The organism is Sphingobium sp. YR768, from assembly GCF_900111125.1.
In the GTDB taxonomy this organism is placed as follows: Bacteria; Pseudomonadota; Alphaproteobacteria; order Sphingomonadales; family Sphingomonadaceae; genus Sphingobium.
The window spans coordinates 52,205-74,710 of record NZ_FOGE01000016.1; the positions used below are offsets into that span (position 1 = coordinate 52,205).

Genomic DNA, 22,506 nt, shown 5'->3' on the forward strand with positions numbered 1-22,506 from the left:
CCTTCGGCCGGAAAAGGACGCGCGACCGCGCGTTACGAAAGAGTCGCCAGCGATGCCGGGCTATAGGGTTGCAGTTCGTCGTGGGCATTGCGCCGCACCTTGTCGACCCAAGCAGGATCGACCAGCAATGCCCGACCGATCGCCACCAGATCGAAATCGCCGCGCTCCAACATGATGTTCAGGGCTTCCAAGCGCCCCAGCGACGGGGCGGCGTGCGATCCCGAAAACATCGTGTCGAGCATTTCCTTCTCGATCCCCAGCGATCCGACCGTGATCGACGGCCGCCCGGTCAGCTTGCGCGCCCAGCCCGCCAGATTGAGCGGACTATCGGCAAATTCCGGCTCCCAGAAGCGCCGCTGCGACGCATGGAAAATATCGACGCCGGCCTCCGCCAGCGGCTCCAGCAGGCTCGCCAGTTCGCACGGCGTCGTCGCCAGCTTCGCCGCATAATCCTGCTGTTTCCATTGTGAAAAGCGAAACAGGATCGGGAAGTCTGGGCCGACCGCACGGCGGCAGGCCCGCATCACCTCCACCGCGAAACGACCGCGATCGGCCAGCGCCGCGCCGCCCCACTGGTCCTGGCGCCTGTTCGTGCCGTGCCAGAAAAACTGGTCGATCAGATAGCCATGCGCGCCATGCAGTTCGACACCATCGAAGCCCAGCGCCTGTGCGCTCGCCGCACCCCGCGCATAAGCGTCGATCAGCGCCGCAATATCCGCCTCGCTGCTGCCCTGCGCCACCTGCTCATCGGGGCCAACATAGCCTGACGGGCTGGACTTGAGGATCATGTCCTCCTCGATCGCATCATAGAGATTGTCGATCTGCGCCCGCCGCGTCATGCCCACATGCCAGAGTTGCGGCACGATCTTCCCCCCGACCGCATGCACTTCATCGACGACATGCTGCCAGCCGCGCAAAGCATCCTCGCCATAGAAGCGCGGTGCACTATCTTCGTTCGATGCGCTGGGATGGTCGATCCATGTGCCTTCGGTCACGATCAGCCCGACCCCACCCTCGGCCCGCCGCCGATAATAAGCCGCGACATCCGGCCCCACCACGCCATCGGGCGAGAAGCAGCGCGTCATAGGCGCCATGACCGTACGGTTGGCGAGAGACAGGCTGCCGATCGTCACCGGATCGAACAATCTGGGGCTGGCGGCAATGCTCATGGCTCACTCCTCGTCCTGCGCAACGACTAGCGGTTGCAATTTAGTTCATATTATTATCATGTGCATGTGTCTTATATGTCGGAGCACGGCAAAATCAAGGAGAGGAAAGCAACATGCAGTTAAAGGACAAGGTGGCGGTCGTGCTGGGCGCCTCTGCTGAAGGCGGAACCGGCTGGGCCATATCCGAAGCACTTGCGAAAGCCGGGGCGAAGGTGGTCGTCGCCGCCCGCTCGATGGACGGGCTGGAGAGGTTGGCGGCGAAAATCGGCGGGCTGGCGGTGCAATGCGATGCCGGCAGAGAGGCGGACATCGCCAATCTGGCGCGCGTGGCGGCACAGGCTCATGGCGCGATCGACATCGCCGTCAACGCCGCCGCCCTGCCAGTGATAAGCATGATCGCCGATGTCACGTCCGAACAGTTGCAGCGCGGTGTGGAGGTCAATTATTTCGGCCATGTCCATTTCATCCGTCACATGACGCAGGTGATGAATGATGGCGGATCGATCACGCTCATCTCCTCCAACAGCACGGTGCAGCCGCAACCGCCGCATTTCGCCTATGCCTGCGCCAAGGCCGCAACCGACTGTCTGGTCGGCTATGCCGCGCTGGAATATGGCGCGCGTGGCATCCGGGTGAACTCGCTGCTGCCCGGCCCGATCAAGTCGGCGCTGGCTGCGGGCCTCTTCGCCATTCCGGGCGTCGAGGAGCTTTATGCCAGCCATGTCCCGCTCGGACGGGTCGGCCTTCCCCGCGACTATGCCGATACGGTCGTGTTCCTGTCTGGCCCGACCTATATCACCGGCGTCAACCTGCCAGTCAGCGGCGGCAATCATCTGACCGGCATGCCCCGACTGGAGGACGTCGAGAGCGGAGCCGATGCCTATCGCTCCGACAAGACCGCTTGAGTGGCTTGGGGCGAGGCAAGCCTCGCCCCGACTTTACAGCCCCAGCAGGCCGAAACTGTCATGATCCAGCGCCGCCGTCGCCGCGCGCACGACATTCGCGGTGTTGATCCCTTCGGGTTGCCACACCGCGCTGTTGTTGAGCCAGGTGACGACGGGATAGAAGGCCGCACAGCGGTAGAAGAACCACGCCTCCTCGAACGACGGCACATCCGCCACGCCATAGGCGCGCAACCGGGTCAGGAAATGGGATAGTAACGCCTTTTCCCATGTCCGCCGGTCGGCAATGTCCAGCGTGCAGAGCATGAAATAGGAAAGGCCGATCGGCCAATGTTCCGGCCGCGCGACCCAGTCGATCAGGCCCGGTTGCCCGGTTGCCGTGATATAGAGATTGCCCAGATGCTCATCGCCATGGATCACCACCATCGCCGTCTGCGGCAATAGCGACCAAAGTCGACTCCACGCCTCCTGCGCCCGTTCCATATCCTGAAAGGCGCGCGGCAATGCCCGTCCGCGCGGCAATTCGACATAGCTGCGCCAGTTTTCCGCGGTGAAGAAGGTCGGGAAATAGACATCGTTCACCATTCGGCGATTTTCATGCGCCAGGGTGCCCGGCCCCATCGCGCCGCCCTCCGCGAACATCGGGCTGTTCCAACTGCTGGCATACATGCGGGCAAAGGCGTCCATGAACGCCATCGCCTGCCCCAGATCGAGCGTATGATGCGCATGGAAGAAGGTCGCGCCCTGCGGCGTCAGATCCTCCATGATGATCGCCGATGCTTCATCGCTGACGTCGATATGGTGCCATCGCGGCCCGGCCGGCGCGGCGACCAGCGGCACGATATCGCGAAAGGAGCGCAATTCATTGGCCATGGCCCAGGCCGACCCGGTCGCCGGGTCATTTTCGCCGGGGAAATTGCCCTTCACGATGAAGCTGTCCGGCTTGCCCTCACCGCCCGCCGCATAGTCCACCTTGATGCGGAATTTATTCTGCTTGAACCCGAACACCGGCCCGCGCTCCACCCGCGAAACCGCTACCTCCGGCCAGCTCCGCCGCAGCGCAGCCGTCACCCAGGACGCATCGATATCCTCATAGCGCAGCGGAATGGTCAGTGTTTCAGCCATGTCTCTCTCCTTGTCAGGCGCTTATAGGCACGCTAGATTATGATATGCTAGCATATTTATAAGAATGAGAGGATAGATGGGATGAAGGCGGCGATTTTCGTGCAGGCGGGCCAGCCTCTGGCGATCGAGGATCGGCCTATCCCCCGCCCGGGTCCACATCAGGCGCTGATCCGCGTGCATCGCTGCGGCATTTGCGGGTCGGACCTGCATATGACCAGCGGCAGCCCTTTCGACATGCCATGCGGCACGTCGCCCGGCCATGAATATGCCGGAGACGTGCTGGAGGTCGGCCCGGACGCTGCGCCGATCCGGGTCGGCGATCGCGTGACCGCGCTGCCCATGTCGGCCTGTGGCGATTGCCCTGCTTGCCGGGCCGACAGGCCGCTTCACTGCACCGCGCTGCGGTCGATGGCGGGCGGCTATGGCGAATATACGCTGATCGACACGCGCAAGGCGATCCGCCTGCCCGACACGCTGACATATGCGGATGGCGCTTTAGTGGAACCGCTGGCGTCCGCCCTGCGCGGAGTCCAGCGGTTGGGGCCGCTGGGACCGGACAGCCGCGTCGCTATATTGGGAGCGGGCGCGATCGGCGCTTCCGCCGCCTTCTGGGCGCGCCGGTTGGGTGGTGGGCGGGTGGCGATGATCGCACGGTCAAACCGCAATGAAGGGCTGGCGGCCGCCATGGGCGCGGATGGATTCCTGACGGTGAATGACGATCTGCCGCAGCAGCTGGAACAGATGCTGGGCGGCGCGCCCGACATTGTTATCGAAGGCGCAGGCTCATCTGGCGCGATCCAGCAATCGATCAATCTCGTCGGCAATGGCGGGACGGTGCTCAGCCTGGGCGGCTGCATCCAGCCCGACCCGATCATGCCCGCCATCGCCATGTTCAAGGATATCAGGCTGCAATTCAGTGTGGCTTATGGTCTGACCGATTTCATCCAGTGCGTGGACACGCTGGACGCTGGCGCGCTCGAACCGCGCGCATTGGTCGGCGAGACGATCTCGCTCGCCGCCCTGCCCGCCCGGTTCGAAACGATGCGCAGCGGATCGCACGTCGCCAAGGTGATGGTCGACCCGACGGCCGGTTAGCTGGCCATCATGTCGCGGATCGGCCGGAGGAAGCCGGCCATCATCGAATGGCCGACATGGCCGAGCTTCAGTTCGTCCAGCTTCCCCGTCTCGAAACAATTGGTCGTCAGCTGGCTCGCTGTCAAATTACGCACATGCCCCCATATCTGGAAGAAGCGCACTCGCGCCTCGTCCAGATCGGGGCCCCCCGCCGCGCGATAGGCGTCCATGAAAGCGCCCCAATCGAGCGAGTTCCCCACCGTGTTGCGGACATAACCAACGTCATCCGCCGGATCGCCGATATGGGAAAATTCCCAATCGACCACGGCGCTCAGCCGCCCGTCGTCAACGATGAAATTATGGAAGCCGATATCGCCGTGCAGCAGCACCGGTCGACCCGTTGCCTCGGGAATATTGTCCATCAGCCAGCCATAGAGGGCCAGCACCGCGGGGGACGGCATCGCCATTTCGCGCAGATACAGATCCTTGATCGACTGGATATAGCGGCGCGTCACTTCCGCAAGCGGCAAATCCCACAGATGCGACGCAATCCCGTCGGTCAGGTCGCCCAGTTCGCGCATCGGCGGCAACTGGTGCAACCGCGCGACGCTGCCGGCCAGCAGGTCGACCAGTGCCTGATCCACCTTGCCCGCCGCGCCATGAACATTGCCGCCGCTCGTCCCCGGTGCCCGCGTCATGATCAGGAAGTCGCCGCCGGGCAGCAATTGATGCTCCTCATCCACCCACAGGGCTTCGGGGGCCGGAAATCCATGGTCATAGGCCGCGCGGATGACCGGAAACTCGTAGCGCACACGATGACAGTCATTGTCCATCGTCGGTTCGTCCCGGTCGCGGCGCATGACAAACGCGCCGGACAGCGCCTGCCCCTCGACCATGAACAGGATGGTTTCCTTGCCATAGCCGCCCGGCAAAGGCCGGAAATCGGTGACGCGCAGACCGGCATCGTCAAAGCGATCAGCGAGATAGGCCTGAAGGCGCAGCGCCGTTATAGCCGTGTCCTGCATAGTCTCGACCGGCAGCAGGTCGCCACACAGTTCGCCGATGCGCGTCAGTTCCGCGTCCGACGTCTCGAACACGATCCGCGTCCGCTCGGCCGCGTCGATGCGCGGATCGGACGCCAGCCGCTCGACCAGCAAGGACCAGTCCCGCATCGTCGCGCGCTGCATCGCTTCCCGCTCTGCCTTGCCATCGGGCGCCGCTGCCAGCGCCGCGCGAATGGCTTCGACCGCTTCGAACAGGTCAGGCGCGATGCGCGACAGGGACAGGCGATCGACCAGCCCAGCCAATTGCGCCTCCAGCCGGTCGCGCCAGCCAGAAAAGAGCGGATCGTGGAAACTTTCCCGCGTCTCCAATATCTTGAGCGAGGCGACCAGCGCCTCCTCATTCGAGGCATAGACGACATCTTCATGAACGATGGCGACGGTACGGTTGAGCGAGCGCAGCAGACGCGCGGAAATCGACATTCATTCTTCTCCCGGTACGGGATTACAGTTCAGGCGTTTACGCGGAGCGATGCGGCGGCTTCCTCGCCCGCCAGCCGGCCAAAGGTCAGGGCATTGCCCACGCCCATGCCTCCGCCCGAATAGCGATTGCCCTGGACGCAGCCCAATATCTCGCCCGCCGCATAGAGGCCGGGAATGGCGATGCCGTTGCGGTCGCGCACTCGTCCCTTTGTATCGATGTCCAGCCCGGCGCTGGTCTGGCCGATCACCGATGCCCGCACCTCCACCGCGAAATAGGGCGCGGCGTCGATCGGGAAATATTTGGGCGCCTGCTTGGCCCACTCGCTGTCCACGCCATCCTGAGCATCTTCATTATAGCGCGCGACCGTCTCGGCCAGCGCCAGACGATTGATGCCGACCATATCGGCCAGTTTCTCCAGCGTGTCGGCGGTACGGATCTTGCCGCTCTCTACATGTTTGCGGATCAGATCCTCATCCCAGGTCTGCGACACTTCGCCGGTATGATAGGGATCGGAAAAGCGCTTGTCGGCGCTCCCTTCCACTAACGTCTTTTCATCGAAAATGGCCCAGGCATGAGCGCCGGACTGTTCGTTGATCAGATAGCCGGACACGGCATAGGGCGAATTTTCCGGCATAAAGCGCCGTCCTTCGTCATTCACCAGCATGCACCATGGCGGCAGGAAGGCTTCCACCGAATTGGGCACCAGCCCGGCCGATGGCAGGACGAGGCCCGTATCATGCCCGGTAATCTGCGCGCCGATCGCCTCGCCCAGCTTGATGCCGTCGCCCAGAATGAAGGGCGCATCATTATGCACCGAATAGACGATGTCGCCATGCTGCGCGGCGGACGGGAAATAGCGCGCGCGCATGCCGGGGCTGTTGCCGAAACCGCCGGTCGTGATGATCACCGCTTTCGCACGCAGGTCCATGCCCGACGCATGAACGCCCACCACCCGGCCGTCCTCGATCAGCAATCGATCGACCCGGGTACCAAGCGCGGTTTCGATGCCCTTTGCGCCAACCTCATTGATCAGCAGGCGGCCGATCGTGTCGCCCGCGCCAACGGTGCAATGGCCGCGCGGCACCGTGTCGACGCCGGATTTCACCACCCACTCATATTCCGCGCCCAGGCTGACCAGCCACTCGACCGAAGCCGCGCTGCGTTCGGCAAACAGGCGGATGATGTCGGGCCGCGTCTGCCAGCCGTTCAGCGTCATGATATAGTCGTACATGGCCTGCGGGCTGTCCGCGATGCCCATTGCCTGCTGAACACTGGTCCCCGCCGCATAGACCACGCCGCCCGACAGCCGGGTCGCTCCGCCCAGCTTTGTGTCCGCCTCCAGTAGCATTACCGACGCGCCGGCCGCCTGCGCGAACAGCGCAGCGGTCATACCCGCACCGCCGCCGCCCACCACGATGATGTCGTAATCCGTGCTCATGCGCCCATTCCTCTCCATGCCGATATTCGCCCGATATTCCAGAGGCTTGACTCTCAAATATCAGACCGCTTCTGGTGCGGACCGGCTTCTGAAGACAATCTAGTATCCTAGCGTACCAGATTGCAAGGGGGATGAAAGCCGAGTTGCGATTTTGGCAATATGCGGATAATCCTTTGACGTATGGTACGTTAATATACTATATGTTTGCAGTCGGTCGAAACGGACCCAAAATATGTTCCGGGAGAGTAGAGTTGAAAAGCCATATCATCGTGCGCGATTCGCTGTTCGTTGCAGCGTTGCTTGCCTCGTCATCTGGCATCGCGATGGCACAGGGTAGTACGGACAGCACGGCTCGCCAGCCTACGGCCAGCCTGGACGACATCGTCGTCACTGCCCGTAAGCGCGACGAATCCTCGATCGCGGTCCCCGTCGTGATGACGGCCGTGGGCGCCAGTGAACTCTCCCGCCGTTCCGTCACCAATCTGGACGGCATCGCGCGTATCGTGCCCCAGCTTATCATCGCGCCGCAGAACGGATCGGTGCAGGGCGGCAATATCGCGCTGCGCGGCATCAGCGGGCCGGACAGCAATCCCTTCGGCGATCAGGCCGTGTCCTTCAACATCGACGGCGTTCAGATCGCCAAGGCGACCGTCCGCCGCATGAGCGACACCGACATCGCCCAGGTCGAAGTGCTCAAGGGGCCGCAGGCGCTCTTCTATGGCAAGAACAGCCCCGGCGGCGTCGTATCCATCCGCACTGCCGATCCGACCAGCAGCTTCGAAGCGAAGGTCAGTGGCGGCTATGAATTCAACGCCGACGAACTGCGTCTGGAAGGCTATGTCTCCGGCCCCGTCACCGAAACGCTGGGCGTGCGCCTGGCCGGCTATTATTCACGGATCGAAGGAGACCTTAATAATCAGGTGCCCGAAACCGCCTATCTCTATCCCAAGGAGCAGCGGCTGCCGCATAATCGCGACTATGCGATCCGCGGCACGGTCAAATGGGAACCAACCGACAATTTCGACGCCCGGCTGAAGGTCAATATCGGCCGCACCAAATATGCCGGCCCGGCGCAGGCGGGCGAATTCATCCATTGCCCCTTCGGTTCGCCCCAGTCGGGATCGACCGACAATTGCAAGGCGGACGACCAGCTCATCCGTGGCTCGTCCGGCCCGATCGTCGGGACGCTCGATCCCACTTTCCGCGATGGCGAGCCTTATGGCCGCCAGCGCCAGATCCTGACCGGGCTGGAAATGAATTACAGCCCGTCGGACGAGGTCAAGCTGACCTCGATCACCGGCTATTATGATGTCGACCTCATTCAGGCCGAAAATTACGAAAACGACTATTCGATCGCGCTGCCCAGCCGTAATATCTACAAGGACAAGGAATTCAGCCAAGAACTGCGCATCCAGACCGATTATGATGGCCCGCTGAACTTCACCGCCGGCACCTATCTCGGCATCACGAAGGCGGAGACCGGGTCTAAGACCTTCCTTTTCGCGGCGGAAGCAAGCGGCCTCGCCTCCCTGACTGCCAACGGCCTTGGCTTCATCCCGCTGCGCACGCCCTTCCAGATCAACAACTATTATTTCGTGCAGGAAGGCACGGCCTATTCAGCCTTCCTCCAGATGAGCTACAAGCCCATCGAGCAGATCGAAATCACTGCCGGCGGCCGCTATTCCTATGAAAAGAAGAAGCTGACCAAGGTGCTGAACGGCATCAATGGCGGCGTCGGCTTCGTCGAGCCGGTGCAGAACACGTTCGACAATATGGTCGACGTCACCGACCAGCTCGTCAAGCGCAGCGGCAACTGGAATGATTTCTCGCCGGAAATCAGCGTCTCCTATCGCCCGACCCAGGATCTGACGATCTTCGGCAACTATAAGCATGGCTTCCTGTCAGGCGGCTTCAACTCCAGCTCGGTCGACAATATCGCGACCACCGACCTGTCCTATGACCCGCAGACCATCAAGGGCTTTGAGGCCGGCCTGAAGGCCGCCATGCTGGACCGCACGCTGCGCATCAACATGGCCGCCTACACCTACCGCGTCGATGACCTTCAGGTCGTCAACTTCACCAATGCCAGTTCGACCATCCGCAATGCCGCATCGACCAAGATCAAAGGCGTGGAATTCGACTTCAATTACCGCACGCCACTGGATGGTCTGTCGGTCCATGGTGCCGCCGCCTACAACCGGGGTCGCTATGCTGCCTTCGCCAACGCGCCTTGCTATAATGGCCAGACGCCGACGCAGGGCTGCGTCATCGGCAGTTCCGGTGCGCCGGTGCAGGATCTGTCGGGCGCCGAAATCCCCCGCGCGCCGCGCTGGAACCTGTCGAGCGGCTTTTCCTATGAAACGCCGCTGACCGAAGCAGTGAAAATCGGCTTGTCTGCCGATGCTAATTATTCAAGTAGTATGTTAACCGACGCAACTTCCGCGCCGGAAGGTCGGATGCCCAAATATACACTGCTCGACGCATCGCTGCGCATCAGCGACACGGACGATAAGTGGGAAGTCGCGCTGGTCGGCCGCAACCTGACCAACAAATATTATTATGTCGCTTCGACCGACGTGCCCTTCACCGGCAGCGGCACGGGGACGGCGGCAGGCGTGCCAGGCGATCGCTTCGCGGCAGTCAGCCGTGGGCGGGAAGTGATGATCCGTCTATCCTACAAGTTCGGGCAATAACGCCCCGATCAACGATCGCCATTGCGGGTCTGCCGATGCACTATCGGCAGACCCTTTTTCGACCCAATTCGATAACAGCTATTATCAGGAGCAGGACATGGCACGATATCTGGTAGTTGGCGGCGCGGGCGGTGTGGGTTCTGCCCTCGTCTCGGCGCTCAAGGCGGCGGGCGATGAGGTGGTCGCCTCCGTCCTCGACGACAGGGAAGCGGCGGCGGTAACGGCCGCGCATGCCGATGTGGCCAGCTTTGCGCTCGACCTGTCGAAGCCAACCTCGGTGGTCGCGGCCGTCCGCGCGGCGATCGGTAACGCTCCGCTGGATGGCGTAGCGGTCTGCGCAGCGGTCGCACCGATCGGCATTTTGGAAATGGCCGATCTCGATCAGGTCGCCCGCACGCTGGACGTCAACATCCTGTCCGCGCTTGCCATTTTTCAGGCTACCATTCCGTCGCTACGTGCGAGCAAGGGGCGGCTCGTCTTCATCAGTTCCATGGCGGGCAAGGTATCGATGCCTTTCGTCGGCCAGTATAGTGCCTCCAAGTTCGGCCTAGAGGGTCTGGCTGATGCCATGCGCCGCGAAGTGGCTGGACAGGGCGTGCATGTCGCGCTGGTGGAACCGGGTGGGATCAAGACCCCCATGGTGGACACGCAACTCGCGCAGGTCAGCCAGATGATCGAGGAACTGACACCGCAGGACGATGCGCTCTACGGCCATTTCTATCGCGGCTTCCGTGCGGCCGCACATGCCAGCCACATCAGCACCGCTTCCACCCCCGAACAGGTGGCAAGCGTCGTGGTTCGCGCCCTGACCGATGCAGCGCCGGCTGCCCGCTATGCTGCAGGTGCGGATGCAGAACAGCTTATCGCTGCCGCGCACAGCCTGTCCGACGCGGAGATGGATGCGATGATGGCGGCCATGATGTCCGGCGAAACGGCGCCAGCCTAACGATATTGCGGGGCGGCGTTGCTGCCGCCCCGCGAAAACCATGCTAGCGGCGCGGCCCATGGCCGATGAAGGCGGGTTCCACCATGCTGCCTTCCTGCTCCAACTGCCACACGATATAATCGCGCAGCACTTGATGGAGGTCGGCCGCTTGACCGTCGCTCTCCGGCGTAACCTGCAATAACAGCAACAGATCACAGACATGCTGCCGCAACGCAGCCACCGTCTCGCCAAGGCGCGCAAGCGATGGATAGACGCTCGGATCAGGCGTTGCATCAACCGCACGACCAATGGCGGCCTTCAACGCAGCGGCATCCGACCGGCCGGCCAACCAGTCCAGCGCAGCCGGGAACAGATCGCGCAGATAGGCGATCTCATCGAACAGCAACTGCCCTTCCTTGTCGATGCGATGCTCCACGAAACGCAGCATATGCTGGATCGTCGCAGCATTGCTGCGTTCGGTGCGACCAGACAGCGAGGGAATGATCCCGCTTTCCATCGTTTCGCGCACGCAGCGCAGCACTTCGGTTGCGGTCGGGGTCAGGATCGGGATCATGCGACAGTCTCGTTCATTTGAGCAAACCAGGCAGGGTCGATGGGCTTCCCAAGGCCGCCCGCACCGGCCAGCATCCGCTTGGCCAGATGGAAAACTTCGGTGCCGGTCCAGGCCTGCCGGATATCCGCCTTGCCATTATGCAGAACCACGGCCGCCTTGTGCCCATAGAGGATGGCGCCCAGCGTGCGGAGGCGCTGATAGAAATGAACATTCTCGATCGGCAGATCGATGCCGCTGACCTCCCGATAATAGGCTAGCGCCTGCTCCAGCCCCCAGATCTTGGCGCCGTCCCGCTCGATCTCCGGGATCAGATCCTGCAAGGAAGCGAAATCTGCCGCCGGGTCGCCAATGGACGCTTCCTCCCAGTCGCTCATGGCGACGATCTCGCCATTTAGGAATATCTCCTCGCCCAAGCCGTTCGTGCCCTTGCACAACGAAACGCAAGGCGCGACCGGCGCGCCTTTCTTCAGCGCGGCAAGGCATTCGACCACGACCGGCATCGGTTCGCGCTGGAAATCCGCCAGTTGCGCCATAAGCCGGTCAATGAAGTGACTGGCGCAGGCCTCCCGACTGGCCGGCGCGGACAAACGCGTATCGAAGCCCAGCGCTTTCCAGTCGACCTGATGCACCAGTGCGAGCTTGCGCATATGTTCCTTCGACACAGCAATGCGCATGGCGTCATATTGGGGGTCGGGGTCCTTGAAATGCGGAATTTCCCAATCCCCCTTGATCTGCCGACGGATATAGAAGGGGCGTTCTGCCCATTGCTCATCCGCCTCCCACCGCAGCACGGGAGCGACCGGCACAGCGCTCTGCCCCAGCCGGTCATACATGAAATATTCCTGCTCCAGCGAGCTATGGATCGTGCTCCCGCCTTCGAAGTCGGCGCGCAGAACGATGGAAGACAGGTCCGCACCGGGCCGTTCCCGATAGTCCACAAACCAGGTCAGGCGGGAAGATCCCCGGGGATAGCGAACATCATGTTCCAGAACCGCCTCGTCCCCGTAAAGATGGCGGATATATTCGGCGAGCGGCCGTTTCAACAATTCCACGCCTCTACCTCTCCATTATTGATTTCTGTTGTCAGCGGTCGCCCAGCGCCTTGCCGGACCCATAGGAATCGGCGCCCTTGGCCAGTTCATCGGGGCGCGGCATGCGTGTCAGTTGGTTGCCGCCATTCACCTGCAAATTGAGACCGGAGACATAGGACGGTCCCGCCAGCCACAGCACGGCATTGGCGAAATCGTCCGGCAGGCCCACCCGCCCCACCGGGATTTCCCGGGCATAGGCGCGTTCGAAATCGGGATCGGCAAAGGCTTCCTTCGCCATGTCCGAATTGATCGGCCCCGGCAGGATCGAATTGACTCGGATATTGCGCGGGCCATATTCGATCGCCGCATAGCGCACGATGCAATCGGCAGCCGATTTCGCGGCGGCATAGGCAATGTGCGGCATGACTGGATGGGTGGTCGACATGGACGATATGAAGATGATCGATCCATTGCTGCCGATCGCCTCCGCCATATATTTGATGAAGAAGGTCGGCCCGTGGAAATTGACGCGGGTCGCATCGTCCAGCAACGTCTGCGTCATCTCCGAAATCATGCCCATGACCGGCAGGCCGGCGCTGTTCACGGCGATATCGACGCGGCCATAGCGTTCCAGCGCAAAGGCAGCCAGCGCCTTTATATCCGCTTCCACTCCGGCATCGCAACGGAAAGCCGCGCCGCCGATTCGCTCGGCCAGCCGCTCCAGTGGAGGCAGGCTGCGCGCGGCGACCACAACGTCAGCGCCATTGCGGGCCAGCGTCTCGGCAATCGCCCAGCCGGTTCCGCCTTCCGCCGAGGCGCCCAGAACGACGGCGACCTTGCCCTTCAGGTTCAGGCCGAACGCCATGGCTTGCTGGTCCAAATCCTCTCTCCCATCATGACTGGCGCGGCTGCTTCCCGCTATCCTGTCTCAGTATTTACATTCATGTTTGCATGCATATTATATGCATATGGCCAAAGTGCAAATCCTTATTGCATGCGCCATCCTGTCCCTTGCCAAAATCTCTATAGAAGCTAATCATACGCTTCATAACGATCAAATTCGAAGGAGCAGGAGCGATGGGTGCATCGGCGGAAGCAATCAAGGCGGCCTATGCGGCGGAGGTCGATCATGACCGCCCCGTGACCCAAAGGCATGAAGTGCCCACCAGCTATGCGGCCATCACACATGACTGGCTGACAGCCGTGCTGTGCGCCGACACGCCGGGCGGCGCGGTGATGGATTTCCGCTTCGATGAAAGGGACGATGGTTCCTCCAACCGGCGCCGCATCTTCCTGTCCTACAATCATGTGGCGCAAGCGGCCGGTCTGCCAGCCACGGTCTTCTGCAAGGCGGCGGAGACGCTGGAGAACCGCATCGTGCTGGGCGCGTCGGATACGGCGCGAGCGGAATCGGATTTCTACAATCTCGTCCGTCCCCGCATCGATTTCGAGGCGCCGACACCGCGTTTCGCCAAATTCGATCCCGATAGCTTCGCCTATCTGATCATGATGGACGATATGGCCGGCAAGGTGCATTTCCCCGACGAACGCACCACCCTGACGCACAATCAGGCTGAGGCGCTGGTGACGACCCTCTCCAGCCTCCATTCCCGCTTTTACGAAAACCCGGAACTGGGCAGCGCCACCCTGCCCTTCAAACATTGGCCGGTCTGGTGGCGCGACATGATGCAGGGCGCGCCCGACTTCCCGGACTTTTGTGCCAAAGGGTTCGATGCGGCCGCCCATGTCCTGCCCGCCGGCCTCGTCCGTCGTAGCGGCGAGGTATGGGCCGCCACCGAACGGTCCGTCGCTCGGCATCTCGATCTGCCCCGAACCCTGATCCACAGCGATGTCCATCTGAAGAACTGGTATATCACGCCCAATGACCGCTTGGGACTGGCCGACTGGCAATTGACCACGATCGGCCATTGGAGCCGCGACTTCATCTTTTCCACCCTCACCGCGCTGACCGTAGAGCAGCGCCGCGAATGGCTGGAGGATCTGCTGCGCCTCTATATCGATCTGATGGCGGAGAAGGGCGTGGCGAAGATCGATTTCGATGATGCGCTGCGCAATGTCCGCCAGCAGATGTTCACGGCCTTCGCCTTCTGGACAATCACCATGCGGCCGACGGACGACATGCCCGCAATGCAGCCGGAACATACGACGCTGGAATTTCTGCACCGCATGGGTACGGCGATCGACGATTATAGAGCACTGGACGCATTCGACTGAGGTCACAATGGGATCGGGATGAGGTCGTTCATCCCGATCCGCCCTTGATAACATACATTCTTTATTGCATGTAAATTGCGGCGACCAGCAAGGTCGCTGACAAGGGAGAGGCACTATGACGGGAATCATCGTCACCCAATCGAACATCTTCATATCCCGCTATCCGATCAAACCGGGCAAGCGGCACGCATTTCTGGCAATCTTCAACCCGCTCTGGCAAAATGCCACGGCATTCATGCAGGAAAATGCCAATTTCGTCTTTTACGGCTTCGGGCGCGATCCCAATGTCATGGTCGCCATCGAATCCTACAAGAATGAGGAAGCGGTGAACGCCATCCGCAAGACAGACGCCTTCAAGCAACTGGTCAGCCAGATGCTCGACCTGTGCAGTGGCCCGATGACGATGGAATTGTTCAACGGTCTGGAAATGGGACCGGATATTTTCGACGTCTATGCGCAGGGGAAATCCATTGTTCACCCGCAAACCGCGACCAACTACGCCGAATTTTTGTAAATATCTGCTGCGTGGCTGCTGGCATCCATCGGCTTGGCGTCCCCCAGCCAGCGCACGAACCGCGAATCCGGCCGCGACCATTCCATCGTCGCGCGCCGGCGTGCAATCAGCCAGCGATCGCCCTGCGCCACGAATATATCGTCATAGCGGCCCGCATGATCCATCCCCAATTCGGTGACGACGATGATATAGGTCGTCACGCTCGCCTGCTCCGGCGTGATGAAATCGATCATCGTTGTAGTCAGATTATGCCGCTGAAAATTGCCCGGATCGAACGCACCGCGCCGCTTTGCCGCGGGCCGCAGCATCGCGATGATGGCGTCAGGTCCCTGCAACGCGCCCTGCCCCTGCACTTCGAACAGCGCATCGGGATGAAAGACATGATGATGCAGGTCATAATCGGCCGTATCCGACGCTCGGTTATAGAGTTCGATCGTGTAGCGGATCGCCTCGCGCGCCAGCATTTCCTCCAGCTTCATGCCGCTCTCTCTCCCCGCCTTCAGAAAAGCCCGCGCGTCCAGCCCCCATCGACCGCGATCGTCTGTCCGGTGATATAGCTGGCCCGATCCGAGCAGAGGAACGCGGCAAGGCCTGACACTTCATCGGGACGGCCATGTCTCCCCATCTGGATGACGGGTGGCGGCTCTCGCTGGGTCCGCGCCTCAGCCCCGCCACCCTGCGTTTCCTGGTTCAGCCCCGTGTCGATGCTGCCCGGCGCGATCGTATTGACGGTGATGCCATGCGGCGCCAGTTCGTTCGACAGGCTGCGCGCCAACCCCACAGCAGCCGTGCGATAAGTGTTGGACAGGATGATGTCGAAGAAGCGATGCGGCTCCTTCGCGCAGACCGACCCCAGATTGACGTATCGGCCAAAGCCCTTCGCCTTCATCGCGGCATGGGTTTCGCGCACCAGCATGGCGAAGGACAGCACGACCTGTTCGTTACTCAGCCGAAAATCGTCGTTAGACGCTTCTTCGAACCCGTAACGCACCACCGATCGGACATTGCCGATGACAAGATCGGGATCGCCGAATAGGCGGCGCGTTTCCGCCACCGCCTGCACGATCCCGGCTTCATCGGCCATGTCCGCGCTGATCCACCCGGCCCGGCCGCCCTCCGCCTCGATGGCGGCCACGGTGTCGCGCAGCGCCTCTTCGCGCCGCGCGACTACCATCACATGCGCGCCTTCCCGCGCCAGTTCGCAGGCGATCGCCCGGCCCATGCCGGCGCTGCCGCCCGAAACCAGCGCGACCCGGCCGTCAAGCCCCAACTTCATGCAAAGCCATAGGGATCATAGCGGCCGTTGATGAACATCTCGACCTGCGCCGCGCCGGTGTGGACCGATCCGTCGGGCGCATGCAGCGTCACCCGCATCAGATATTCGACGCCATGGGTCTTGTTGCCATCATTGCCCTTGTCCTCGACGCCGGTGCCTTCGCCGAAATTGGTCGCCAGCTGCTCGCCGCTGACCTTGTAGGGGGTGTAGGTAAAGGGCTGCGTCGACCAATCGAAGGTCTCCCATTCGATCGCCAGCTCCTCCGACCCATGATAGGTGTGGAAGGTGCCGCCATCCTTCCAGCTGCCCGGATGATAACCCATCGTCTGACCCATCCACGGCGGCGCGGCGACATCATAGCGGATCTTCCACGCCCCGCCCTGGTCATCCTCCAGATACATGGTCGCGTCGGTCAGCATCCGCGTGCCTTCCGCGAAGTTCATTTCATGCCGGGCCGAAGTGAAATGCAGCGCCTCGCTGTCCCACCCCTTGAACACATGGCCACCCAGCGGTGTGCCGAACACGTCATTCATCTTCGCCTGCACGCCATCGGGCGTTTCATGCAGGTGGAAGAAGCCGCTATAGTCGCCTGCGACAAAGCAATTCCACCAACGCATCGCGCGCTGCGGCCCGGATTTGCGGCGCGGCGGCAACAGCGACGCCAGCGGCGCCAGCGGCGGTCGCTCGGCATAGAGGCCCCAGCTATGGTCGCGCGCAGCGAACCACGTATCCGGCGTGATTTCGAACCGTCGGCCCTGATATTCGGCCCAGCCCGTCGCCACGCCTGGTTGCGAATAGCGGCTCTGGTCGGTCGTCAGCCGCCCGCGATTTTCGGCCGAATGATGGTCCTCCAGAAATGCCGGCGACACGCCCTCCCACAATATGTCGAAGGACAGGCCGCTGCCATTATCCTCCAGCACCAGACGGATTTTCTTGAGCGGTTCGACAAATTCGACCCGCCAAGGGCCGATCGCCACGTCGAAATTGCCACGCCAGGTCCGGTTGAAGCGCGTGGTCGAATGGATGCCATTGTCGTTGATGAAGGCATAGCCGCCAAACATGTCGGTGTTCGGATTGACCCGCGCGCCGGTTGCAATGAAAATCCCTTCATCGGGATTGAAGACCCCGAAATAATAGCCGTCGTCCCAGCTATAGTCGGTCGATGGAATGAAGCTGAACGGCCGTGACGCCTGATGGACGGGAAATTCGTCATAGGGGGTGAGCATCTGTGGTCCTCTCCTTTTGGCTCTTGTCATTGTTGCAAGCGGTTCTGCCGGGCGATCCGTCTAAACCGGTGCGCCCGGCCTGTTATTCGGCCTGCTTTTGGGAAGGGCTTTGCGCAAACCCTTCAGGAACTGGATCGAAACTTATTGCATCCGACCGCAAACGCAAGATACATCCTTTCTTGAATGTATTTATGTCAGTGCAATGACATTTGGAGGAGGATGCCCATCATGACTGAAGCCCACCCTTGCGGCCTGTCCGCCCCCATAGCCATCGCCACGGAGGTCTGATCCATGAAGATCATCATCTTCGGCGCGACCGGCTATCTGGGGCGGCATATCGTCGCCAATCTGGCGGCCCATGGTCACGAATTGTCGGGCTTTTCCCGCAACGCCGCCAATGACGCGATCTTGCAGGCCATGGGCGTGCGCGCCGTGCGCGGCGACTTGGCCCAGATCGACTCGATCCCGGCGATGCTGGAAGGGCAGGATGTCGTTATCTTCGCTGCCCAACTCATGCTGGACCATGAAAAGCAGGTGACGCAGACGATCGTCGATCACTTCGAAGGCAGCGGCAAGACCTTCATCTTCACCAGCGGCACCAGCCTGATGTCGATCCCGACCGGCGGCCTGTGGGACGAACGTAGCTTCGCCGAGGATGAACCCTTCGAACCCAAGCGACAGATCGCCCCCCGCCTGATCAACGAAGCCATTGCCCGCGACTCCGCGAAACAGGGCGTGCGCGGCATGGTGATCCGTCCGTCGCTCATCTGGGGCAATGGCGGCAGCCAGATCATCGCCGATCTCTATCATTCGGCCCGCACCACCGGCGCGGTCTGCCATATCGGCCGGGGCCTCAACGTCTATTCCAACATCCATGTCGAGGAACTGGCCGAAATCTACCGCCTCGCCATCGAAAAGGGCGAAGCGGGCGCGCTCTATTTCGCGGTGTCGGGTGAGGTCGCCTATGGCGTGATGGCACAGCGGATCGCCCAGCATCTGGGCGTGCCGACTCGCTCCGTTACGGTCGAGGAAGCCTGCGACATTTGGGACAAGGGGCTGGGCAAGATCATCCTGCAATCCAACAGTCGCCAGCGTTGTCCGCGCACCCGCACGCAACTGGGCTGGTCGCCGCGCGAGGATCGCGTCGACATATTGGAGGATTGTCTGCACCCCGATTATGCCGCCGCGACAGAACGCGCCGCCCCCTCCTGGGTCGCGCCGCGCAAGGCTGCTTCCTGAACAAATAAAAAGACGGCGCCGGATCACTCCGGCGCCGCAGCCCCCTTATTTGGTTTCAGGCGTCAGGCGCGCTTGCGCGCTTGTCCCTCCTCGATCGCGGCCAGAATCACCTTGTTCCACTGCTGGATAATCGATTCCTGATAGGCGCCCAGGAAGGTGGTGGGATTTTCGATATTGGCCGAATGCGCGCCGCGCTGCACCCGCGGCAAATTGCTGCAATCCTGATCGAAGATATAGGCGAGGAAGCCGAAGCTCTCCTGCATGGTCGCAAAGATCGACTCGTCCGGGCCGATATCCACGCGCGGCGCCGCCGCCGGTCGCGCTTCGCCTTCGCCAACCGGATAGAGCATGCGCACTTCAAAATAGCTTTTGTTCGGGTCGGTCGCATGCGGCCAGAACTGGTAGGTAAAGGGCACTGCCTCCGACAGCCAGAAGCAGCAATGCGGGTAGAAGAAATAGAGCAGGGAATCGAGCAAGATGGCGTCCGGCAACTCGGTATCCTTGCCATGTTTCGCCCGATATGCGTCGCGAATCCAATCCGCCACCTGCGCCCGCAAACCCTTGTCCGGGTCCAGCACCGTCACCGGGTGGCCGGGATAGTGCCAGTCGCCCGTCGTTTGCAGGAACATCTGCGCCGATGCGACCGGATCGGTATCGGCCGGCGCATGCGCCGACGGGATGGCCGAATAGGTCGAATTGCGGCCGATATAGCTGCCCTTGGTTTCCCAGACATCATATTTGCCCTGCGCGTCGCCGGCGAAGGGCACGGCTTCGGGATGGGTCGCATAGAGGTGATAGGCTTCCTGAAAGGCCTCCTGCGCCACCTTCCAGTTACAGTCCATCTCACGACGGAAATGGCCATAGGTGTAGCGATTGGCGTAATCGAATTCCTTGAAATGATCCGGGATCAGGCCCAGCGCATCCTGAAGCGACGGTGCATCCTTGTCGGCATTGATGAACAGGAACCCGCCCCAGCGCTCCAGTCGCACTTCGGGCAGGCCGCCATTATTGGGCGTGATTTCCTTGAAATCCCAATGGCTCGGAATGCGCTTCAGCTTCCCGCCATTCTGCCATTCCCAGCCATGATAGGGGCAGCGGATCGACGCTGCATTTTCCTTCTGCGAACAGAGTTCGGTGCCGCGATGCGGGCAGCTATTATAATAGGCCTTATATTCGTCGGGCGATGCATGGACGATCATGTAAGACCGCCGACCGACATTCACCGGCATGCGATCGCCGACATTGGGCAGATCCTCATCCCGGCCGATATAGAGCCAGCTTTTCTCCCACACATGCTCCTGCTCCAGCGCAGCGATGCCGGGATCGATATAGATATTATGGTCGAAACGTCGGCTATCCGGCTCGATCGTCCCATCAATGTGCAGCGACACATGATCGGGGAAGAATGTCTCCTTGTCCCACACTTCCTGCGTGACCGGCCGTTCTTTCGTGCCATAACCGCGGGTAATTTCCGATTTGCGTACAATCGTCGCCATGATCGATCATCCTGTTCCTATGATTATGCTGTAAATTTTATGCGTTTGCCGCCCGGTATCCGATCCGCAGGCTGGTGATCCCGCGATGCAGCAGGCCGGGCCAATAATCGGTGTCGCTGCCATCCAGGACGCGAATATCCTGTAATCGCGCGAGCAGCGCCGGCAGGGCAATCGCCAGTTCCTTGCGCGCCAGCATCTGCCCCAGGCAGCGATGCACGCCGGGCGCGCCGAAGGCGACATGATTGCGCGCCTCCTTGCGGGTGATGTCGAACCGGTCCGGTTCCGGAAAACGCGCCGGATCGCGATTGGCCGCGTCAAACCGGAGCAACACCGGCGCGCCTTCCGGGATGAAAGTGCCCGCCAGTTCGGTGTCGCGCGTGGCGATCCGCCACATCGACGTCGCCGGCGTCTCATAGCGCAGCAATTCCTCCACCGCATTGGCGATCAGCGACGGGTCGGCGCGCAGCATCTCCATCTGCTCCGGGTGCCGCAGCAATTGCACCAACCCGCTCATCAGCGTGTTGCGCGTCGTTTCATTGCCCGCCACCGCGATTTCCAGCGTCAGCGCGGTCGCCTCATCATCGTTGAGCGGCGGAATGCCATCGACGCCCACATGGACCAGATTGGAAATCAGGTCGTCCGCCGGATCGGCGCGGCGCAGCGCCAGCCGTTCGCGGATGAAGCGAATGAACGCCACCACCTGTTTCGCGGCCTCAACCTCCTGCGCCATCGTTCCCATACGGCTGACCAGCAGGATGGCGGCGTCCGACCATTGGCGCACCAGATGCCAGTGATCGCGGTCCAGTCCCAATATGTCGGCAATGACATAGGTGGGCAGCAGCACGGCGAATTCATTGACGAAATCCGCCTCTTCCTTCCGCGCCATATCGTCCAGCAACTGCGTCACGATCCGTTCGATCAGCGGTTGCAGGTTGGCGATCCGACCATGCGCGAACACGGCATTGACCAATGCACGATAGCGTTTGTGATCGGGATCGTCGGACACCAGCAACAAGCCGGACCCGGCCTTCCCGGCCTCTGCCAATATCGCCAGCGCCTCATGATTATCCATGTTCGGCCGGTTGGTCAGATGCCCCATCTGTGACGAGAAATCCTCGGTCCGCTTGGTCGCTTCCGACACGGCGGCAAAACCGGTGACGAGATAGGCGTCCATCCCGCCGGGCACGCGCGCCTTCACCACCGGCCCCTGCTCCCGCAATGTCGCCAGCGCTTCGTGCGGATAGGCCAGCAGAGGCGGCGCGGTAAAATCAAAACTGGCTGCGGAATCGAGCGTATCAGTCGCCGTCACATCATCTCTCCGGGTACATGATTGCCATCCCATCCTAAAAAGGCATAGAAGCAACATACATTCTTTATCGAATGTATGTACAAGCAGCGGGACCTTGTAAAGGGGAACCGAACAGGGCATGCCGGAAAGCTGATGGCGACACGCACGACGATCGAGAAGAACGGGACAAGGAAGACAGGCCGAATCCGCCGTTCGCAGGAAGAGCGCAGCGCAACCTCGCGCGCCGGCCTGCTCGATAGCGCCATCCGCCTGATGCGCGAACGCGGCATCGCCGCCACCAGCATGAGCGAGATCGCCGCCGACGCCAATCTGACGCGCGGCGCCATCCAGCATCATTTCAGCAGCCGGGAAGAATTGATCCTGGCCGCCGTGCGCGAACTGGACGATCGGCTGTCGCAGGCGTTCGAACGCTATAGCGTGCCCGATGGCGTGCGTGGCATCGACCGCGTCGCCGCCTTGTTCGATCAGGTGACGGCGCTCACCGTCTCGCCCGACGCCATCGCTGTCTATGACCTGCTGAGCGCCAGCCGCGGCGATCCCGCGCTCAAGGACCGGACACTGGAATTGCAGCGCCCGCTGACCCAGCAATTCCGGGAGTTCTGGCGCCGCAATCTGGATGGCCATATTCCCGCGCCGCTGATCGAAACCAGTCTGGAAATCACCCTGATGATGAGCGAAGGCGCAGCGATGGCCCAATTGCTCAGCCAGACATCCGACACCATTGGCCGAACGATGGCGGACACCCGCACCATGCTGCTGGAATTTGTCCGCGTCCGCCTCTGATCGATAGAAAGG

20 protein-coding genes are annotated in these 22,506 nt (G+C 61.6%); 8 read left to right on the forward strand and 12 right to left on the reverse strand.

Going from position 1 to position 22,506, the window contains the following annotated elements; genetic code table 11:
* Window positions 1-32: 32 nt before the first annotated feature.
* The gene (locus BMX92_RS17245) at window positions 33-1,169 is read right to left on the reverse strand and encodes an NADH:flavin oxidoreductase (RefSeq protein ID WP_093018745.1); all 1,137 of its coding nucleotides are present in this window, start codon (window positions 1,167-1,169) and stop codon (window positions 33-35) included.
* 113 nt (window positions 1,170-1,282) lie between these two features.
* On the opposite strand from BMX92_RS17245, the gene BMX92_RS17250 reads away from it, so the two are divergent.
* Window positions 1,283-2,074: an SDR family NAD(P)-dependent oxidoreductase gene (locus tag BMX92_RS17250; protein WP_093018747.1), complete on the forward strand. Its 792-nt coding sequence runs from the start codon at window positions 1,283-1,285 to the stop codon at window positions 2,072-2,074.
* Window positions 2,075-2,107: 33 nt separating this feature from the next.
* Here the strand turns inward: BMX92_RS17250 and BMX92_RS17255 are convergent, their stop codons facing one another.
* Window positions 2,108-3,196, reverse strand: coding sequence for a phosphotransferase (locus BMX92_RS17255; protein WP_093018749.1), 1,089 nt, complete (start codon window positions 3,194-3,196; stop codon window positions 2,108-2,110).
* An 81-nt stretch (window positions 3,197-3,277) separates the two neighbouring features.
* Between BMX92_RS17255 and BMX92_RS17260 the strand changes: the two genes are divergently transcribed.
* Window positions 3,278-4,291, forward strand: a complete 1,014-nt coding sequence (locus BMX92_RS17260) for a zinc-dependent alcohol dehydrogenase (protein ID WP_093018751.1) — start codon at window positions 3,278-3,280, stop codon at window positions 4,289-4,291.
* On the opposite strand, the gene BMX92_RS17265 is transcribed toward BMX92_RS17260, so the two are convergent.
* On the reverse strand, window positions 4,288-5,754 hold the full coding sequence (locus BMX92_RS17265) for a phosphotransferase family protein (protein WP_093018753.1): 1,467 nt from the start codon (window positions 5,752-5,754) through the stop codon (window positions 4,288-4,290). The genes BMX92_RS17260 and BMX92_RS17265 overlap by 4 nt on opposite strands.
* A 29-nt stretch (window positions 5,755-5,783) precedes the next feature.
* The gene (locus tag BMX92_RS17270) at window positions 5,784-7,193 is read right to left on the reverse strand and encodes an FAD-dependent oxidoreductase (protein WP_093018755.1); all 1,410 of its coding nucleotides are present in this window, start codon (window positions 7,191-7,193) and stop codon (window positions 5,784-5,786) included.
* A 251-nt stretch (window positions 7,194-7,444) separates the two neighbouring features.
* Between BMX92_RS17270 and BMX92_RS17275 the strand changes: the two genes are divergently transcribed.
* Window positions 7,445-9,886, forward strand: a complete 2,442-nt coding sequence (locus BMX92_RS17275) for a TonB-dependent receptor (RefSeq protein WP_177185111.1) — start codon at window positions 7,445-7,447, stop codon at window positions 9,884-9,886.
* Window positions 9,887-9,983: 97 nt separating this feature from the next.
* Window positions 9,984-10,832 carry an SDR family NAD(P)-dependent oxidoreductase gene (locus tag BMX92_RS17280; RefSeq protein ID WP_093018759.1) on the forward strand — a complete coding sequence of 283 codons (849 nt, stop codon included), beginning with the start codon at window positions 9,984-9,986 and terminating at the stop codon, window positions 10,830-10,832.
* A 43-nt stretch (window positions 10,833-10,875) separates the two neighbouring features.
* Here the strand turns inward: BMX92_RS17280 and BMX92_RS17285 are convergent, their stop codons facing one another.
* Genes BMX92_RS17285 through BMX92_RS17295 form a run of 3 tightly spaced genes read right to left on the reverse strand, consistent with a single transcriptional unit; the run spans window position 10,876 to window position 13,296 of the window.
* A complete protein-coding gene (locus BMX92_RS17285) occupies window positions 10,876-11,385 on the reverse strand; it encodes a hypothetical protein (protein ID WP_093018761.1) in 510 nt (169 codons plus the stop codon).
* Window positions 11,382-12,437: a phosphotransferase family protein gene (locus BMX92_RS17290; RefSeq protein WP_093018763.1), complete on the reverse strand. Its 1,056-nt coding sequence runs from the start codon at window positions 12,435-12,437 to the stop codon at window positions 11,382-11,384. The genes BMX92_RS17285 and BMX92_RS17290 overlap by 4 nt, the downstream gene beginning before the upstream one ends.
* Before the next feature lie 31 nt (window positions 12,438-12,468).
* Complete coding sequence (locus BMX92_RS17295; RefSeq protein ID WP_256213483.1) at window positions 12,469-13,296, reverse strand: SDR family NAD(P)-dependent oxidoreductase; 828 nt, start codon at window positions 13,294-13,296, stop codon at window positions 12,469-12,471.
* A gap of 197 nt (window positions 13,297-13,493) precedes the next feature.
* On the opposite strand from BMX92_RS17295, the gene BMX92_RS17300 reads away from it, so the two are divergent.
* Window positions 13,494-14,651 carry an aminoglycoside phosphotransferase family protein gene (locus BMX92_RS17300; protein ID WP_093018767.1) on the forward strand — a complete coding sequence of 386 codons (1,158 nt, stop codon included), beginning with the start codon at window positions 13,494-13,496 and terminating at the stop codon, window positions 14,649-14,651.
* Window positions 14,652-14,766: 115 nt separating this feature from the next.
* Window positions 14,767-15,165, forward strand: a complete 399-nt coding sequence (locus BMX92_RS17305; protein WP_093018769.1) for a putative quinol monooxygenase — start codon at window positions 14,767-14,769, stop codon at window positions 15,163-15,165.
* On the opposite strand, the gene BMX92_RS17310 is transcribed toward BMX92_RS17305, so the two are convergent.
* From BMX92_RS17310 to BMX92_RS17320, 3 genes are read right to left on the reverse strand one after another with little or no spacing between them, the layout of a single operon-like run.
* Complete coding sequence (locus BMX92_RS17310; RefSeq protein WP_093018771.1) at window positions 15,147-15,644, reverse strand: nuclear transport factor 2 family protein; 498 nt, start codon at window positions 15,642-15,644, stop codon at window positions 15,147-15,149. The genes BMX92_RS17305 and BMX92_RS17310 overlap by 19 nt on opposite strands.
* Window positions 15,645-15,664: 20 nt before the next feature.
* Window positions 15,665-16,441 carry an SDR family NAD(P)-dependent oxidoreductase gene (locus BMX92_RS17315; protein WP_093018773.1) on the reverse strand — a complete coding sequence of 259 codons (777 nt, stop codon included), beginning with the start codon at window positions 16,439-16,441 and terminating at the stop codon, window positions 15,665-15,667.
* Entirely contained in the window at window positions 16,438-17,667 is a 1,230-nt protein-coding gene (locus BMX92_RS17320; RefSeq protein WP_093018775.1) for a hypothetical protein, read from the reverse strand. The genes BMX92_RS17315 and BMX92_RS17320 overlap by 4 nt, the downstream gene beginning before the upstream one ends.
* Window positions 17,668-17,958: 291 nt before the next feature.
* On the opposite strand from BMX92_RS17320, the gene BMX92_RS17325 reads away from it, so the two are divergent.
* The gene (locus BMX92_RS17325) at window positions 17,959-18,906 is read left to right on the forward strand and encodes an NAD-dependent epimerase/dehydratase family protein (protein WP_093018777.1); all 948 of its coding nucleotides are present in this window, start codon (window positions 17,959-17,961) and stop codon (window positions 18,904-18,906) included.
* A gap of 62 nt (window positions 18,907-18,968) precedes the next feature.
* Here the strand turns inward: BMX92_RS17325 and BMX92_RS17330 are convergent, their stop codons facing one another.
* Together BMX92_RS17330 and BMX92_RS17335 are read right to left on the reverse strand one after the other, a co-directional pair.
* Window positions 18,969-20,402: an aromatic ring-hydroxylating oxygenase subunit alpha gene (locus BMX92_RS17330; protein ID WP_093018779.1), complete on the reverse strand. Its 1,434-nt coding sequence runs from the start codon at window positions 20,400-20,402 to the stop codon at window positions 18,969-18,971.
* Between the two features lie 37 nt (window positions 20,403-20,439).
* Window positions 20,440-21,711, reverse strand: coding sequence for a cytochrome P450 (locus BMX92_RS17335; RefSeq protein ID WP_177185112.1), 1,272 nt, complete (start codon window positions 21,709-21,711; stop codon window positions 20,440-20,442).
* A 132-nt stretch (window positions 21,712-21,843) separates the two neighbouring features.
* Here BMX92_RS17335 and BMX92_RS26985 point away from each other — a divergent pair, with 132 nt between their 5' ends.
* A complete protein-coding gene (locus tag BMX92_RS26985) occupies window positions 21,844-22,494 on the forward strand; it encodes a TetR/AcrR family transcriptional regulator (RefSeq protein ID WP_177185113.1) in 651 nt (216 codons plus the stop codon).
* Window positions 22,495-22,506: the final 12 nt, after the last annotated feature.

Bases quoted from the DNA above. Each gene is read 5' to 3' on its own strand.
- BMX92_RS26985 (WP_177185113.1), top strand. From the start codon at position 21,844: ATGGCGACACGCACGACGATCGAGAAGAACGGGACAAGGAAGACAGGC.
- BMX92_RS17330 (WP_093018779.1), bottom strand. From the start codon at position 20,402: ATGGCGACGATTGTACGCAAATCGGAAATTACCCGCGGTTATGGCACG.
- BMX92_RS17310 (WP_093018771.1), bottom strand. From the start codon at position 15,644: ATGAAGCTGGAGGAAATGCTGGCGCGCGAGGCGATCCGCTACACGATC.
- BMX92_RS17315 (WP_093018773.1), bottom strand. From the start codon at position 16,441: ATGAAGTTGGGGCTTGACGGCCGGGTCGCGCTGGTTTCGGGCGGCAGC.
- BMX92_RS17325 (WP_093018777.1), top strand. From the start codon at position 17,959: ATGAAGATCATCATCTTCGGCGCGACCGGCTATCTGGGGCGGCATATC.
- BMX92_RS17320 (WP_093018775.1), bottom strand. From the start codon at position 17,667: ATGCTCACCCCCTATGACGAATTTCCCGTCCATCAGGCGTCACGGCCG.
- BMX92_RS17270 (WP_093018755.1), bottom strand. From the start codon at position 7,193: ATGAGCACGGATTACGACATCATCGTGGTGGGCGGCGGCGGTGCGGGT.
- BMX92_RS17255 (WP_093018749.1), bottom strand. From the start codon at position 3,196: ATGGCTGAAACACTGACCATTCCGCTGCGCTATGAGGATATCGATGCG.
- BMX92_RS17265 (WP_093018753.1), bottom strand. From the start codon at position 5,754: ATGTCGATTTCCGCGCGTCTGCTGCGCTCGCTCAACCGTACCGTCGCC.
- BMX92_RS17280 (WP_093018759.1), top strand. From the start codon at position 9,984: ATGGCACGATATCTGGTAGTTGGCGGCGCGGGCGGTGTGGGTTCTGCC.
- BMX92_RS17250 (WP_093018747.1), top strand. From the start codon at position 1,283: ATGCAGTTAAAGGACAAGGTGGCGGTCGTGCTGGGCGCCTCTGCTGAA.
- BMX92_RS17305 (WP_093018769.1), top strand. From the start codon at position 14,767: ATGACGGGAATCATCGTCACCCAATCGAACATCTTCATATCCCGCTAT.
- BMX92_RS17260 (WP_093018751.1), top strand. From the start codon at position 3,278: ATGAAGGCGGCGATTTTCGTGCAGGCGGGCCAGCCTCTGGCGATCGAG.
- BMX92_RS17285 (WP_093018761.1), bottom strand. From the start codon at position 11,385: ATGATCCCGATCCTGACCCCGACCGCAACCGAAGTGCTGCGCTGCGTG.
- BMX92_RS17245 (WP_093018745.1), bottom strand. From the start codon at position 1,169: ATGAGCATTGCCGCCAGCCCCAGATTGTTCGATCCGGTGACGATCGGC.
- BMX92_RS17300 (WP_093018767.1), top strand. From the start codon at position 13,494: ATGGGTGCATCGGCGGAAGCAATCAAGGCGGCCTATGCGGCGGAGGTC.